This is a genomic window from Cytobacillus horneckiae, assembly GCF_002835735.1.
GTDB lineage: Bacteria > Bacillota > Bacilli > Bacillales > Cytobacillaceae > Cytobacillus > Cytobacillus horneckiae.
In genome coordinates, this window is record NZ_PISD01000026.1 from 1 (window position 1) to 15,239 (window position 15,239).

Genomic DNA, 15,239 nt, shown 5'->3' on the forward strand with positions numbered 1-15,239 from the left:
GCCTGCAGGCTGCTTTTTTATTGCTTTTAATTAATATGTCAGTATCAATCGGATATGTGCAATCTCCAGATGATGATGCCATTTTCCAATAAGTGTGTGTATTTTTACTATTGACTATAGTGATCAAGCGATTTAAGATAGAAAAATGGAATTAGCTAGACCAGTCACTATAATTTTTTAGAGGTGTACGATGATGAGCTCAAAAAATGACTCAAGGGAAAATATTTTGTCGGCGGCAACTCGGCTTTTTCATATACAGGGATATCACGCTACAGGATTAAATCAAATTTTAAAAGAAAGTGGTGCACCAAAAGGCTCTCTCTACTATCATTTTCCTAACGGCAAAGAACAGCTCGCCATTGAAGCGGTCAATATGATGGCACGGCTAATAGAAGGAGAACTGAGGGAGCATTTTTCCTTGTTTGATGATCCAGTTCAATGTATTCAGTATCATATACAATTTATTGCAAAGAAGTTTGATGATATTGAGAATCTCAAATCGCTTCCAGTTGGTCTTATGGCAGCAGAAACATCATTATTTAGCGAGCCGTTAAGGACAGCCTGCTTATCCGCTTTTGAAGGCTGGGAAAAGCTTTATTGTGACAAATTGATTCAACAAGGGTATGAAGACACCTTTGCTAAAGAAATCAGTACGGTCATCAATAGTATGATTGAGGGCGCGATTACGAGATCATTAGCGAATAAAAATGGGGCGCCATTATACTTAGCAGCAGAAAGCATTCAATTACTTTTAAAAAAGTAATTGTTTCATATGTTTAAATTATATAGACTGGTCTAATTAAAAAAGATTGAGAGGGAAATTAAAAGTGGAACAATCAGCAAATACACAAGCCGTGCAGGTGAAAATTAAGCCTGTGCCAATCGCTATCGCCTTAATGATAGGTGCTTTTATCGGTCTTTTTAGTGAGACGGCATTAAATATGGCTTTTACAAATATAATGGAAGAATTTAATATTGATGCACATGTCGTGCAGTGGCTAACTACAGGCTACTTATTAGTATTAGGTATTTTAGTGCCAGTTTCAGGTTTGCTATTACAATGGTTTACAACACGGCAGTTATTCATTGCTTCGTTGACCTTTTCAATTCTCGGAACATTAATCGGTGCGTTTGCACCGAACTTTGAGTTCGTACTACTATCACGCTTAGTACAAGCGGTAGGCACTGCCTTGCTTTTACCATTAATGACAAATGTCATTTTACTGATTTTCCCTCCTAATAAGAGAGGCACGGTCATGGGAACAATGGGCCTTGTAATTATGTGCGCCCCTGCAGTTGGTCCGACATTGGCAGGCCTTCTTGTTGACAGCTGGGGATGGCAGTCCATATTTTGGGTGTTTTTGCCGATTTTATTATTTACGCTCATCTTTGGACTTATTTTCATGCAAAATGTTTCAACGATCACTAAGCCGAAAATAGATGTACTTTCAATTATTTTATCGACTATTGGATTTGGCGGAATTGTTTACGGTTTTAGCAGTGCAGGTGAAGGTGCTGGATCTTGGGGAGATATAACCGTACTCTTGCCGATTATTATCGGAGCAATAGGCATAATATTATTTGCAATTCGCCAATTCAGAATGGAGCAACCTATGCTCGATCTTACGGTGTTTAAGTTTCCTATGTTTTCAGTAGGGGTATTAATGGTGTTCTTATGCATGATGATTATTTTGTCATCAGCAATCCTGCTGCCGATGTATTTGAAAGGCGGCCTGTTAATGACAGCGCTGGCGGCTGGATTAGTGCTATTGCCAGGGGGATTCATTAATGGTTTTATGTCACCAATAACGGGACGATTATTTGATAAATTCGGTCCTAAATATCTTGTAACTCCTGGATTTATTTTAACAACTGTCATGACGTTTTTATTTACTAAAGTGACAACTGAAACAAGCTCGGTAACAGTGATTGTGATGCATACGATATTATTTATCGGTGTGGCGATGATTATGATGCCTTCGCAAACAAATGGTCTAAACCAATTGCCGAAGCGTTACTATCCAGATGGCTCTGCGATAATGAATACATTATCACAAATTGCTGGAGCAATTGGAACTGCGGTTGCTGTTAGTATCATGGCTGCAGGACAAAACGGATACCTTGCAGCTGCAGCATCAACAGATCAAAATGCAATGGCAGAAGCAATGACAGCCGGCGTACAAAACGCCTTCTTATTCGCTTTTGTAGCTTCAATCATTGGATTAATGGTTTCATTCTTTGTAAAACGAGTGAAGGTTTAATAATAGATGAGGATATTCAATATGCTGTTTAACGGCTATTGGATATGCTCTTTTTTCTTTTAACTAAAAAAGAGCTGCCACAAAAAGGGCAACTCTTCTTTCGGTTTATGTTTGACTCTTTTTTAAAAATGTCTTTACTTCGGGAGGAGAATAAGTATAAAACTGCTGAATTAAGTGGGCAGGGTTGGAATCAACCAATGCCATCTTTACAAACTTATCTTGTAGAAATTGCTGCTCATTCATATGTGTGAAAAAGGAGATTAATAAATAATAGTAGTGATCAATATTTAATATGCCAATAGGCTTCTGATGGAGACCGAGCTGACCCCACGTAAATACTTCGAAAAACTCTTCTAATGTTCCTGACCCACCTGGCAGAATAATAAATCCATCAGCCAGCTGCTCCATTTTTTGCTTTCGCTCATGCATGGAGTCAACAGTGATGAGTTCAGTAATATGCGGGTGTGCGATCTCTTTATCCCGCAAAAATTTTGGAAGGACGCCTATGACTTTGCCGCCTTCTTCAAGAACAGCATCTGCGACTGTCCCCATTAAACCGATGCTTGAGCCGCCATAGACAAGTGCGATATTTCTTCTAGCTAATTCTTTTCCTAATAGTTCGGCTCCTCTTTTATAAGACGGAAGTGCGCCATTACTAGAACCGCAAAAGACTGCAATTGCTTTCATTTTTTTCTACCCCCTGGTGCATAAATGAATTATACTTATTTAAAGTATAACAAAAATTCAAATAAATTGAAGCGGCGGGTGGAGTCATGAATCAAGTCGATCATATTGCAGAGTGTATGGCGACAAGCGGTAATATACAAAGAGTACAAACAGCACATCGGTTAAAATTAGCAGAATTTTGGAACATTAAAGAAGGAGATAAAGTTCTTGAAATCGGCTGTGGCCAAGGAGATACAACAGCTGTCCTTGCTTACTTAGTAGGAGAGAAGGGATTTGTGCATGGTATTGATATTGCTTCGCCACTATATGGTTCTCCCATCACATTAGGAGAATCGATGGAATACTTGCTGCAATCACGACTTGGAAATAGAATTCACGTCGATTTTAGTATGGACATATTGACCGACAAAATAGATTTTATTGAAAATTCTTTTGACCATATTGTTTTTTCACATTGCTCCTGGTATTTAAAATCAATTGAAGAATTTTCTGCAGTGATGAAGAAGGTAAAGAAATGGGGATGGCGGCTTTGCTTTGCTGAATGGGATACAAGAATCAGTACAGTAGAACAATACCCACATCTGTTATCCGTGCTCATTCAAGCTCAATACGAATCTTTTAAACAAGAAAGTGATGCCAATATCCGGTCGCTTTTTACACCATTTGATATTCAATCAGTTGTACGTGCTGCCGGCTGGGAGATTTTAAAAGAGCATATTATTTTTTCTCCAGATCTCCAGGATGCAAAATGGGAGGTAAATAAGTTAGTTACAGATTTGAATGATGAGCTGGACAAAATAGGAGAAATGCCAGAAAAGCTCAAGCTGCTTATTCAATCACAAATGTCAATATTAGAGGATTTTCGCGTAATGAATGAAATTACTCCTTTATCAGTCTATGCGTTTACTGCAGAATAATAATGTGAGACAAGCTCCCTTGGCATTTTAAGGGAGCTTTTCCCATCGAGCACAAGTATATAATTAAAGTGAATTGGGGGGCACTAGATGAAACTGAATGATGAATTATACGGTGAGTTTGTAGTAGAAGAGGTACTCGAAAAGCTGATTTACAGCAAGGCAGTGCAAAGGTTAAAGGGCATTCATCAAGGAGGCGCGAGCTATCTCGTAAATGAGCGTTGGAATCTCACCAGATATGAGCATTCGATTGGCGTGATGCTCTTAATTAAAAAGCTGGGAGGAAAGATAGAAGAACAGATTGCAGGCTTATTGCATGATGTCTCACATACTGCCTTCTCACATGTTGTGGATGATGTATTAAACTATAAAAATGAGGACTATCATGAATTTATTTTTAAAGAAGTTATTACTAAGTCTGATATTCCTGACATTTTAAAGGATTATGGCTACAATTATAAAGATATTTTATTCGATGACTCACAATGGACGATATTGGAACAGCCGTTACCTGCATTATGTGCCGATCGAATAGATTATACGCTCAGGGATATGTATTCATATGGGAAAATCAGTATGGAAGAAGTCAGCACCTTTTTGCAGAATTTAAAAGTGGTGAATGGCAGATTGTGCATTAGGAAGGTTGAGGCTGCAGAATGGTTTGTTGCAGCCTATTATAAAGAGGTGATTGATTTCTTTTTACATCCGCTTAATGTTTATGGTTATTTTAAGCTGGCGCAAATATTGAGAAAAGGAATAGAAAAGGGAATAATTACAAAACATCATTTTCTCAAGGAAGACAAACAAGTAATAGCAGAATTAAGGGACAGTGAAGATGAGGAAATCATTTGTTTATTAAAAGAGCTTAAAGACGTTCAAGTAGAAGAAAATAAAACTGATTATCAAATTCATATGAAAAAGAAGGTTAGATTAATAGATCCTGATGTTGCTCTTGAAGAGAAACTTATTCCTGTATCAAGGATATCAGACAAAGTAAAGACAATGAACGACCAAGCCTATGAAAAGGCAAGCAAAGGCATTTATATTAAAGTAAATGAGGTTAATAACAATGAAATTATATAACTTTGAAGAATATGATCGACCGAATTTATATGATACAGAAAATGGAAATTACAAGGAAGACCTTCCATTTCTATTAAAATGGGCTGAAAGATGTTAAGGCCCAATCATTGATCTTGCCTGTGGAACGGGAAGGGCAACGATCCCGCTAGCAATTGTTGGCCATACAATCATCGGCGTCGACATCCATAAAGGAATGCTTGACTTGGCTAAGCAGAAAGCAGAAGTTCTTAATTTGGCTATTGATTAGGTTCAGCAGGATTGTACCGAATTGGATTTGCCTCTTAAAAGCGAGTTGATTTTTTCTGTCGGCAATTCTTTTCAACATTTTCTAACAAATGAACAGCAAGATGCTCTGCTCTCATCGGTCCAACGCCATTTAGCAACGGGCGGCTATTTTATTTTTGAAACGAGATTCCCAAATGCAGAAGAACTGCTGCAGCCGACCACAGAGGAATACTGGAGAACCTATAAGAATCAACTAACAGGAAAATCTGTAGATGTATATACCATTAGTCAGTATGATTCCCTCAATCAATTGCAGCATTATACAACGATAAGAAAAGAAGACGGTCAGCAAGATATAAGCACCCGCATTACCTTAAGATATGTTTTTCCAAAAGAAATGCAGCGGTTATTAAACAGTCATGGATTTGACATTGTCCATATATACAAAGATTGGAATGAACGATTTATTACAAAAGACAGTGTTCAGATGGTATACGTTTGCAGGAAATCTGAAGATAGTAGTGAAAGATAGTTTACAAATATTTGGAGTGGTGCTTTGAAATTATCTACATAATTTAATCTTATATATCCGTGAAAGAAGCGAGATAAGAGCTGTTCAGCGGAATAAAAAGGAATCTGCTGTTCAATGAGAGTGTTTGGTAGATAAAGTGGTGGCTGCAATTCCATTGTAAATGGCCCAGACAATAGTTAAAACTAACCGATGTTTTTTAAGAAGTTTTCCTAAAATAGGTATTTGTAATAGACAACTTATCCCTGTGGTACATACCCTATTAAGGAATAAAATAAAAATGGAGGTCTTAACGTGAACTACAAACAATGGAATAATTCTAATCAAGTGGCGGGTGCTTCCGCGAATCCATGGGGAAATGGGAATGGCTATGGACAAACTGCACCACAGTATTGTGCACCACAAGTATCGCCGACGCAAACCGGGCCAACTCAAGTCTCACCGACAAAGCAATATGTGAAAACGAATGTGTCTAACACTGAAGTTTCCCATATTCACCCTAGCCATACGACAAACGTCAACAAACACATGACTACTCACAAACACTATTTCCCGCATACTGAATCTGTAGTTAATGATATTAAAGAGCAGCATGTGATGTGTGGAAAGCCGCACCATCCTTGCCCACCATGTAATCCTTGTGGACCAAAAAGACCATTTGGGTGGTAAGCAATAACAGAGGCCTATCCAGCTAAGCTGGATAGGCCTTTAATGTTATTGTAGGATATGGTTCTGTTTGTAATACATCAGAAACCTGCTATTTTCATGCTTGCTATTTCTTTCTCATCATTAGCAAAGCTTGTGAAACTACAGCTAACACAGGCAGCTCAATTAATGGACCAATCACAAGTGCTAAGGCAATCATTGGCTGTTCGGGGAATGCTGTTACGGCAATAGCAAGTGCAACAGGAGAGTTTCTGGCAATGATGGTGAGATTTAGGCTAACTGCATCTTCGTATGAGAATTTCAGCAGCTTGCCAACTAGTTTTGCTACGATAAAATTTATGAAAAAATACAATAATATTGGCACGAACAAGATGGAAATAAGCTCAAGATTATTGAATAAGTAAGATCCTTGAGAAGCAAACATCGCTGCAACAGCAAGGCAGAGAAAAATGATTTGCGATGATGCAAAAAACGGGATGACTTTAGCATTTAATAGTGTAACCCTCTTTTTCAATACGATACGTGTTAAATGAGCCAGTGTGAACGGTAAAATTAATACAAGAATGACACTTTCGAAAATAGTTGATACGGATATTGTTTCAATAGTTCCAGCAAAGATAAATAAATACACCGGTAAAAGTACAAGCTGCAAAATCAAATTAATTGGTAGCACGGATGTGGATAACGGCACATTTCCTTTAGCAATCGAGGTAAATACTAAATACCAATCCGTACATGGCGTCACCATCAGCATAATGAAGCCAATCCATAATGCAGGATGATCTGCAAGAAAAACTGCCCCAAGCCCCCATGCTAAAAGAGGTGTCCAAACGAAGTTGATTATTGTTGACGCACTAAGAAAGCGAATATTTTTAAAAGCATCCTTCAAATTTTTTAATGGAGTGGTTAAAAACAGTCCATACAGCATTAAAATTAAGAATGGTATAATCAGTGATTCTGCATGCTGTTGGATAAAATTAAATTGCCCCAGTAAAAGACCGATAAAAACGGCTATTAGTATAATAATGGTTTGAAATTTTTCTATAAGACTCATGTTTGTTCCCTTCAAATGACCGGCATTCGTTCTAAATACAATGTTACAATAAATGCTTTAATTAGACTAGATATGAGAACTATACGATGTTTTAGGATAAAAGAAAATATTAAATGATTAAATCTGGGGTGTTTTTTTTGGATTTTATATAAATATTTATATACAAATGTTTATATATGGATTAGAATGAAAATAAAAATTTTGAAAGGATGGATATATATGCTATTTAAAACAAATAATCATGCATTTCGTCATTTGTTTATTAGTAGAATGATTAGCGTGTTTGCCGACTCTGTTATGTTTTTTTCTTTGTTAAAATGGCTCGAAAATGAATCTGAATCAAATCATGCATTTACAATTTTTTATATTGCCTTTTATCTTCCCATCGCTTTATTTTCTTTGCCAGTAGGGGCGTGGATTAGCACGCAAACATTGCAAAAGGTCATGTTTTATTCGAACTTGGTGCAAGCCTCAGTTCTTATTATTTTTGTATGCATTCATTCAATTATTTCTTATCAATGGGTCTACCTTCTATTAGTTATTAACAGTATTTTGAGTCTTTTCTTTTTACCTGCAAATCAATCTTTGATACCTCATATTTTAAATGAAAATGAGCGTTCAAAAGGAAATAGCATTTTGCAGATAGGCTATACTGGAGTGAAAATTGCTGGCCAAATTGTTACAGCCTTCTTGATTAAACTTTCGTTAGAGCCTATCTTGCTATTAACTATTTCTGCTTCATTAGCCGGACTGTCTCTGTTATTTATTAGAAAAATAAAACCTTACGTAAAGCAAGAAACATCGTTGGCTCATAGCCAATGGCAGTTGATGAAGAGCGGTGTCAGGTATATCATGGATATACCTGCATTAAAGTTTTTATTTTTGTTTTTGACATTCGCTATGTTACTTGTCACAACGATTGATTTAATATTACTTTCATTTTTAACCGAGGTGTTACATACAGGAGTAGAGAATTTAAGCTTTATCGGAACAGCATCACTATGCGGCATCGCTGTAGGAGCAGTTCTTGCACCCACACTATATGATAAATTAGCAAAGAAATGGCTCTTTCTATCACCAATATTTATAATCGCGGTTGGTATTGGAGGGTTGTATTTTTTAACAAGCTGGATAATTATTCTCCCGTTATTTTTTCTGCAAGGGATTGCTATAGGCTGTTTTAACGTCACATTTGTTACATACCTTCAAAACGCGATCACGGAAGAGCATTACACAAGGACATTCAGCCTATACAACATGATTACAAGCTCCATGGCGCTTCCTGGTGTTATCATCATCGGCTACCTTCTGAAAATAGTAGGTGTCCAACAAACTATCATCATCATATCCGGCTGTCTCATCCTACTAGGGTTAATCGGCGTCATATACTCCCCCTCCCTAGAAAATCGAAAACATCGGGAATGTCGAAATTTGTAGGTGACAGGTACCAATATGCTCAAGATGTAGTCAATATATAAATCATAGAAGTTTAAGAAATGAAAAGCATGAAAGACATGAAAGGTATATAAGGTTGAAGGTGAATTTAGTTTAATGTAGTAGTAGTAAGATTAATAGTAGTTTGAGCAGTAGAAGGAGGTATCGATTTATGTCGTTACGTTATGGGATATTAGGGTTGTTAAGTGAATGGGATGCTAGTGGTTATGATATTAAGAAGGAATTTGACGACTTGATGGGAGTGTTTTGGCATTCGCATTTATCACAAATATATCCTGAATTAAATAAGCTGGAAAAAGAAAAATTTATTACAAGCCAATCAATCCCACAGGAAGGCAAGCCAGATAAGAAGATTTATTCCATTACAAGCAAAGGAAAGGAAGTGTTAATTCATTGGCTGCTCACTCCCCCAGAGCCCCCAAAAATTAAAGACCCTTTTCTAATGCAAGCTTTTTTCATGGATCATATTCCAGCAGATGAGGTTATACTCAAACTGAAAATGTATAAAAAGGGACGTGAGCAAAGGCTGGAAAAAATTAAACACGCGGTAGAGGAAAGGTTTATGAGCATTAAAGAGCGTAATGTAATGAAAGCAAGAATTATTATAAGCGCAGCCGTTCTTAAAAGAGGGATTCAGCAAGAAGTTCAGTATATAAATTGGTGTGAAGAAACTATTCAGCTGGTGGAGTCTTGCAAATTCCTATGGGATAAGAATAAGCAAACTGAATTTCAATACACCGATGTATCAGACCAACTTTCAGCTTATTTTTTTAATGCTTTAGATATTTGAAAAAGAATAGAAATCAATGGTTAAAAGTGAATAATGGTAGTTCCCAGTTGTTTATTTCAAAATTAAGTTGAAAATTACTATGGGAACTATGCCAACGCAAAAACGTGATTGATTTGTAATCGTAGTCCGTACAAATCTCAAAAATCAAAATTACTACTGAAGAGGATAAAAAATATTTAATTCAATATATATAAAGTCTCCAAAGTAATTCTGTGAAGACCATTTAGCAGGAATTATATAAAAATAGAAAAAAGGAAAATGGAATATTTTATAGAATTTCTACGATGAGGAGATGGTCTTATGGAGATAAAAATAATACAAGAGACAAAAATAGTAGGCTTTCTCGTATTATGTCCAGGAGATCAATAAGCTAAAAAGTTAACCCCTATATTTACATCCGAGCCTTTACTGAAGGAGAAACCTTCCCATAATAAATAGGGATATTGGCTTGGGATAGCAGTGGGAATATTGGAATGGCTTTACTTTCTATTCCTGTACATAAAAATGCTCTATGATTCATTTGGAACCTAGTCATCAGACAAGAGACAGCTATGAACTGCTTCATCAATGGATTAAAAACAGGGTTTAACAAGAAGTTTCGATGGATGGAATCTTGAGTTTTTTCTATGAAGGCGTAGCGGAACGAAGAATTAAGCTTTGTGATTCAGTATTAAAGCTGTACTAGGAAATTAATCATTTCTTGATGTAGCATTCTTTTTAAAAAATTCGAATGATGTTTTTTATCTAGGAGGTTCTTATAAATGAAACCAAGAATCACTGTTATCACTTTAGGTGTAGATGATTTGGACAGATCAGTAGAATTTTACAGAGACGGTCTCGGATTAACGACAGAAGGCATAGTTGGTCAAGAATTTGAACATGGAGCGGTCGCTTTTTTTGACTTACAAGCAGGTTTGAAGTTGGCACTATGGAATAGAAAAGATATTGCATATGAAGCAAAGATTCATCTCACTCCTCCAAGCCCATCAGAATGCACAATAGGACATAATGTATCAAGCAAGGAGGAAGTAGATATAGTGATAGAGCAAGCTAAACACGCTGGTGCTAAAATTACAGACCCTCCACATGACACTTTCTGGGGAGGATACTCAGCTCACTTTCAAGATCCAGATGGACATCTTTGGGAGGTAGTATGGAATCCGCAGTGGGAGTTTGAAGTATAAAGATTACAATTTAAAATTATATGTAGAAAGAAGGAATTCCTTTGGCTGTTTGCAAAGTTCCTCAAGCTGAAATACATTATGAAGAATTTGGGGAAGGTAAACCAATTATTATGCTGCATGGTTTCTCTTTAGATCATCGAGTGATGTCTGGCTGCATGGAACCGATATTTACTAATAGAAACGGGTGGAGACGGATATACATTGACTTGCCAGGAATGGGGCGATCTAAAAGATATAATAATATAGAATCTTCAGATGATATGTTGGATGCTGTATTACAGTTTATTCAATTGAAGCTCTCAAATGAAGATTACTTAGTTGCTGGAGAATCGTATGGAGGCTATATTGCAAGGGGAATCATTGAAAGGTGCAAAAAAAATGTCCTTGGTGCAGCATTTATATGCCCTCTAATAGTTCCTAAGATTGAAAATAGAAGGATTGATAAACATAAAGTATTGAAAACTGATCATCAATTTATTCAAACTTTATCCAATCAGGAAAAAGAAGAATTTGAGCATGTTAATGTTGTTCTTAATGAGGATAGTTGGCTGCGTTATAAAAATGAAATTCAAGCAGGAAGTAAATTGGCAGACGAACAGTTGTTAATAAAGGTTAAAAGCAATTATGAGTTTTCTTTTGAAATTGATCAATCAAAGTTTGAAAAGCCCTCCGTATTTCTTCTTGGAAGACAAGACGCTTCAGTAGGATTTATCGATGCGCTTGAAATAATCAATAAGTATCCTCGCGGTACATTTGCAGTCGTTGATACATCTGACCACAATCTCCAAATTGAACAGCCGGATATTTTTAATACTTTAATAAATGAATGGTTAGATAGAATGGAAGATTACCTTAATTGAGTATTTTAATAAATAATTAGCCTATTTTTTTATGCACGTTGTGTGAGATTACGGTGAGAAGGAAATGATGGTTGTAAATTTTATGCCTTCAGAAAGAGGTCAAAATGTTATCACGCGAAAAAGAAGCGATGAAAAGTCATCCGGATTGGTTACAAAGTTACATAGATTCGCCTGAAAAGCAGCAAAAATTATATCGGCAGACGCTGCTGATCGTTGTCATTTCACAAATTTTCGGTGGAGCTGGACTAGCAGCAGGCATTACTGTTGGTGCACTTCTTGCTCAAGATATGTTAGGGACAGATAGTTTTGCCGGAGTTCCGACTGCACTTTTTACTTTGGGGTCTGCTGGAGCTGCTCTTCTTGTAGGCAGATTGTCTCAACGTTTTGGACGCCGTACAGGACTGGCTACAGGATTTCTTGTAGGTGGTGCAGGTGCAATCGGAGTCATATTGGCAGCAATAATGCATAGCATACCACTGCTTTTTGCTTCGCTATTTATCTATGGTGCTGGTACTGCTACAAACCTGCAGGCACGCTATGCAGGAACCGATTTGGCAACTTCCAGACAGAGAGCAACCGCAGTCAGCATTGCTCTAGTATCAACTACAGTAGGAGCAGTAGCTGGGCCAAACTTAGTCGATGTTATGGGACGTTTCGCTGCCTCAATAAATGTACCTGCTCTAGCAGGTCCATTTATTCTAGCTGCTGCTGCTTATATTCTTGCGGGTCTCGTCCTTTTAGCCTTTCTACGCCCAGACCCTCTATTCATCGCGACAGCGCTTGCCGATTATCAAAAAATGAAAGACGCCAACCCATTAGAAAATGATTACAAAGGAATGGCGATAAACAAACGAGGGATTGTTGCCGGAGCTACAGTGATGATTTTAACTCAAATTGTCATGGTTGCAATTATGACAATGACACCAGTACATATGGGGCATCATGGACATGGGTTAAGTGAGGTTGGCATGGTCATTGGTATACATGTCGGAGCGATGTACCTTCCATCTCTTATAACTGGTGTACTTGTTGATAGGCTGGGGAGAACGATTATGGCCATTGCTTCTGGAATAACACTGCTTTCAGCGGGTGTTTTGGCTGCGGTTGCGCCTGCCGATTCTATGTTGGGTCTTATCATCGCCTTGGCATTGCTAGGTCTAGGCTGGAACTTTGGTTTAATTAGTGGCACAGCGCTTATTGTAGACTCGACAAATGCATCTACGCGTGCTAAGACTCAAGGGACTGTAGATGTTTTAATTGCTTTATCAGGTGCATCTGGGGGGATGCTATCCGGGATGGTTGTAGCACAAACGAGCTACGCTACTCTATCAATTGTCGGTGGTATTCTTTCCTTGCTGCTTATTCCGTTCGTTATTAGGGCCCATTCAAAAAAGATGTTGGGATAGGAAGGAATGCTACTTTTTACTAGGAAAACAATCACAGTATCAAACGAAATTTAATCGTTGTTAAAAAGCTTATAGGATGAAAAGAAATCCCTAAACCGGTAAATTTGGCAAAGCAGGGTGGTGTTTGGTTTCGGTGTGGCATACATCAGCTGCCTATTGGCATTCAAGAACCAGCTTTAAAATCACATCCTGCTTTTCAGATTGAGAACTTAGGAAAAGTTGTTAAAGGTGAGCTTCTTCAAGGGATTGAGCGTTTTTTTGTTTATGATCCATTTGGCAATAGGCAGGAGTTTCTCAAAAAAATATAAAGATTTAGTGTCTCACTATATCATCATTTAAATGAAAGAGGTTATGTGATTTATGAAAATTAGCCTTAAAGAAGTAGCAGAGAGTGAAAAAACAACTTTACAAAACTTATATGCACTTTATCTTCATGATCTTTCTAAATACACTGATAACATTGATATAGATGAAAATGGTCTCTTTCAATATGAAGATATTCATTTGTTTTGGACAACGGAAGGAATAGCACCTTACTTTATCATGTTAAATGGAAGGATTGCAGGGTTTTTACTATTGTTAGAACGCCCTTTTTTAACAAAGGAAAATGATTTCGGCATAAATGATATTTTTATACTAAATAAATATAAAGGGAAGGGATTAGGCTTTAAAGCAATAGAATTGTTATTTGAGAATAAAAAAGGTCAGTATTTTGTAATGGAGATGGTTAGCAACATACGAGCCGTTTCTTTTTGGAGAAAAGTATTTAAGGAACTAAACATAAATTATAATGAAAGGCAACAACAGATAGATAATGAATCTTGTGTTATTCAAACGTTTACAGTTTAATAGGTAAAGAATTAGCCTTGCTATTCACTAAGCGTAACAAGGCTCTTAGCAGAGATGAATAAAATTATGTGGCTTTATTTTTCTTGTTCACAACAAACAAATAAACGGCAATTCCTCCGAGAGTAATCGTTGTAGAAAGTGAGATTTGTGTATTGATGTCCATGCTTGTTTGTTTTAGAACGATATCAGGCACAATCAGGAATGATAAAAAGATGAGCACTGTCCAAGTTTTTGACCAGATGGAAATCCACAATAAGAAGGCAAACGTAATAATAGAAATTATGATTGTCCCAGGGCCATTGAAAGAAATGGTAGGGGATTCTACCCGTTGATCAATAAGAATAAGGGCAATGAATAGGGCAAAGGAAACTAAGGAAAATAAAAAGAATAACAAATACTCCTTTGCTTTAGAAGGATTGTTTGCTGCGATGTACTTAAACATGAAAAAGACAGCCCAAATCAGAAAGGCAACAATAGCTGTTAATCCGGCAGCGTTAATTAAAGAAAAGGAAAGGTTTCCTTCCACAGACCTTGATAAAATCGTATAGGAGAAGACTCCGAATATGATAGTGACAATAAACTTAATCCATGCTTTTTTATCATAATTCATTTCGGCAGCTATTTGTGCCATATATTCCTTTGGTGACTGTCCAATAATATGATGTACCGATTTACCTTGTGACTCTGCCATTTGCAGATGATCAGACAGCTCTTCAATTATTCCCTCTATCTCATGCTCATTCTTTCCGTCTGACATTAAGTAAAGCTTGAGCTGGTGTAAAAAACCCATGCTTTCTTTTGAAAGTTCCCTACTCATTTTCCTCCCCCTTTAATACGCTGTTAACAGATGATTGCAAAAGTTTCCATCGCTTAATAAATTGCCTTAATTCCTGTTCTCCTTTAGAGGTAAGTGAATAATATTTTCTTTTCGGACCGGCAGTCGATTTCTTTAATGTGGAAGTGACAAGCTCTTCCTTTTGCATTCTCATTAATAAAGGATAGATTGTCCCTTCGCTAAATGAATCAAACCCGTATTGTTCGAGCTTTTCAGCGAGTTCGTATCCGTATATTTCTTTTTCATGGATGATGGCTAATATACAGCCGTCTATAATCCCTTTTAACATTTGAGTTGTTGACAATATTTACTCCCTTCTACCAATGCCTTGCAATACAAGATAAAGTAAGAATAACACTTACTATCTTGTATTACAAGATATAGTTGTGAAAATTTAAAAAATAATGAACCTTTTTGAGGGGCTTAACGTATTCATATAAA

17 protein-coding genes are annotated in these 15,239 nt (G+C 36.9%); 13 read left to right on the plus strand and 4 right to left on the minus strand.

Annotation, left to right across the window (positions count from 1 at the left end; all coding sequences use genetic code 11):
- Positions 1–193 precede the first annotated feature (193 nt).
- Together CWS20_RS12340 and CWS20_RS12345 are read left to right on the plus strand one after the other, a co-directional pair.
- Positions 194–763, plus strand: coding sequence for a TetR/AcrR family transcriptional regulator (locus CWS20_RS12340; protein WP_066194732.1), 570 nt, complete (start codon positions 194–196; stop codon positions 761–763).
- Between the two features lie 64 nt (positions 764–827).
- On the plus strand, positions 828–2,261 hold the full coding sequence (locus CWS20_RS12345) for a DHA2 family efflux MFS transporter permease subunit (RefSeq protein ID WP_411814293.1): 1,434 nt from the start codon (positions 828–830) through the stop codon (positions 2,259–2,261).
- A gap of 105 nt (positions 2,262–2,366) precedes the next feature.
- Here CWS20_RS12345 and CWS20_RS12350 read toward each other — a convergent pair whose 3' ends face one another.
- Positions 2,367–2,948: an LOG family protein gene (locus tag CWS20_RS12350; protein ID WP_066194734.1), complete on the minus strand. Its 582-nt coding sequence runs from the start codon at positions 2,946–2,948 to the stop codon at positions 2,367–2,369.
- An 86-nt stretch (positions 2,949–3,034) separates the two neighbouring features.
- Here CWS20_RS12350 and CWS20_RS12355 point away from each other — a divergent pair, with 86 nt between their 5' ends.
- The 5 genes from CWS20_RS12355 (at position 3,035) to CWS20_RS29420 (ending at position 6,368) form a co-directional block, all read left to right on the plus strand.
- On the plus strand, positions 3,035–3,865 hold the full coding sequence (locus CWS20_RS12355) for a class I SAM-dependent methyltransferase (protein ID WP_066194736.1): 831 nt from the start codon (positions 3,035–3,037) through the stop codon (positions 3,863–3,865).
- 87 nt (positions 3,866–3,952) lie between these two features.
- The gene (locus tag CWS20_RS12360; RefSeq protein WP_066194737.1) at positions 3,953–4,945 is read left to right on the plus strand and encodes an HD domain-containing protein; all 993 of its coding nucleotides are present in this window, start codon (positions 3,953–3,955) and stop codon (positions 4,943–4,945) included.
- Positions 4,946–5,051: 106 nt separating this feature from the next.
- Positions 5,052–5,192: a class I SAM-dependent methyltransferase gene (locus tag CWS20_RS29175; protein ID WP_326135325.1), complete on the plus strand. Its 141-nt coding sequence runs from the start codon at positions 5,052–5,054 to the stop codon at positions 5,190–5,192.
- A gap of 21 nt (positions 5,193–5,213) precedes the next feature.
- Entirely contained in the window at positions 5,214–5,702 is a 489-nt protein-coding gene (locus CWS20_RS29180; RefSeq protein WP_326135321.1) for a class I SAM-dependent methyltransferase, read from the plus strand.
- A gap of 291 nt (positions 5,703–5,993) precedes the next feature.
- The gene (locus CWS20_RS29420) at positions 5,994–6,368 is read left to right on the plus strand and encodes a CotD family spore coat protein (RefSeq protein ID WP_276328310.1); all 375 of its coding nucleotides are present in this window, start codon (positions 5,994–5,996) and stop codon (positions 6,366–6,368) included.
- Between the two features lie 103 nt (positions 6,369–6,471).
- On the opposite strand, the gene CWS20_RS12375 is transcribed toward CWS20_RS29420, so the two are convergent.
- Positions 6,472–7,419, minus strand: a complete 948-nt coding sequence (locus CWS20_RS12375) for an arsenic resistance protein (RefSeq protein ID WP_066194739.1) — start codon at positions 7,417–7,419, stop codon at positions 6,472–6,474.
- A 219-nt stretch (positions 7,420–7,638) separates the two neighbouring features.
- Between CWS20_RS12375 and CWS20_RS12380 the strand changes: the two genes are divergently transcribed.
- From CWS20_RS12380 to CWS20_RS12410, 6 genes are all read left to right on the plus strand, one after another.
- Entirely contained in the window at positions 7,639–8,856 is a 1,218-nt protein-coding gene (locus CWS20_RS12380) for an MFS transporter (protein ID WP_066194741.1), read from the plus strand.
- Between the two features lie 169 nt (positions 8,857–9,025).
- Positions 9,026–9,664 (plus strand): PadR family transcriptional regulator, encoded by a 639-nt coding sequence (locus CWS20_RS12385; protein ID WP_066194743.1) that lies wholly within the window; start codon positions 9,026–9,028, stop codon positions 9,662–9,664.
- A gap of 761 nt (positions 9,665–10,425) precedes the next feature.
- Positions 10,426–10,848: a VOC family protein gene (locus tag CWS20_RS12390; RefSeq protein WP_066194745.1), complete on the plus strand. Its 423-nt coding sequence runs from the start codon at positions 10,426–10,428 to the stop codon at positions 10,846–10,848.
- A 41-nt stretch (positions 10,849–10,889) separates the two neighbouring features.
- Positions 10,890–11,708, plus strand: coding sequence for an alpha/beta fold hydrolase (locus tag CWS20_RS12395; protein WP_101226316.1), 819 nt, complete (start codon positions 10,890–10,892; stop codon positions 11,706–11,708).
- A 104-nt stretch (positions 11,709–11,812) separates the two neighbouring features.
- Positions 11,813–13,114, plus strand: a complete 1,302-nt coding sequence (locus CWS20_RS12400; RefSeq protein WP_411814294.1) for an MFS transporter — start codon at positions 11,813–11,815, stop codon at positions 13,112–13,114.
- A 360-nt stretch (positions 13,115–13,474) separates the two neighbouring features.
- Complete coding sequence (locus CWS20_RS12410; protein ID WP_066194750.1) at positions 13,475–13,963, plus strand: GNAT family N-acetyltransferase; 489 nt, start codon at positions 13,475–13,477, stop codon at positions 13,961–13,963.
- Positions 13,964–14,027: 64 nt separating this feature from the next.
- Here CWS20_RS12410 and CWS20_RS12415 read toward each other — a convergent pair whose 3' ends face one another.
- Positions 14,028–14,780, minus strand: coding sequence for a DUF1129 family protein (locus CWS20_RS12415; RefSeq protein ID WP_066194751.1), 753 nt, complete (start codon positions 14,778–14,780; stop codon positions 14,028–14,030).
- Positions 14,773–15,102, minus strand: coding sequence for a PadR family transcriptional regulator (locus CWS20_RS12420; protein WP_180321510.1), 330 nt, complete (start codon positions 15,100–15,102; stop codon positions 14,773–14,775). The genes CWS20_RS12415 and CWS20_RS12420 overlap by 8 nt, the downstream gene beginning before the upstream one ends.
- Positions 15,103–15,239 lie beyond the last annotated feature (137 nt).

Bases quoted from the DNA above. Each gene is read 5' to 3' on its own strand.
- CWS20_RS12340 (WP_066194732.1), top strand. From the start codon at position 194: ATGAGCTCAAAAAATGACTCAAGGGAAAATATTTTGTCGGCGGCAACT.
- CWS20_RS12350 (WP_066194734.1), bottom strand. From the start codon at position 2,948: ATGAAAGCAATTGCAGTCTTTTGCGGTTCTAGTAATGGCGCACTTCCG.
- CWS20_RS12355 (WP_066194736.1), top strand. From the start codon at position 3,035: ATGAATCAAGTCGATCATATTGCAGAGTGTATGGCGACAAGCGGTAAT.
- CWS20_RS12360 (WP_066194737.1), top strand. From the start codon at position 3,953: ATGAAACTGAATGATGAATTATACGGTGAGTTTGTAGTAGAAGAGGTA.
- CWS20_RS12375 (WP_066194739.1), bottom strand. From the start codon at position 7,419: ATGAGTCTTATAGAAAAATTTCAAACCATTATTATACTAATAGCCGTT.
- CWS20_RS12380 (WP_066194741.1), top strand. From the start codon at position 7,639: ATGCTATTTAAAACAAATAATCATGCATTTCGTCATTTGTTTATTAGT.
- CWS20_RS12385 (WP_066194743.1), top strand. From the start codon at position 9,026: ATGTCGTTACGTTATGGGATATTAGGGTTGTTAAGTGAATGGGATGCT.
- CWS20_RS12390 (WP_066194745.1), top strand. From the start codon at position 10,426: ATGAAACCAAGAATCACTGTTATCACTTTAGGTGTAGATGATTTGGAC.
- CWS20_RS12400 (WP_411814294.1), top strand. From the start codon at position 11,813: ATGTTATCACGCGAAAAAGAAGCGATGAAAAGTCATCCGGATTGGTTA.
- CWS20_RS12410 (WP_066194750.1), top strand. From the start codon at position 13,475: ATGAAAATTAGCCTTAAAGAAGTAGCAGAGAGTGAAAAAACAACTTTA.
- CWS20_RS12415 (WP_066194751.1), bottom strand. From the start codon at position 14,780: ATGAGTAGGGAACTTTCAAAAGAAAGCATGGGTTTTTTACACCAGCTC.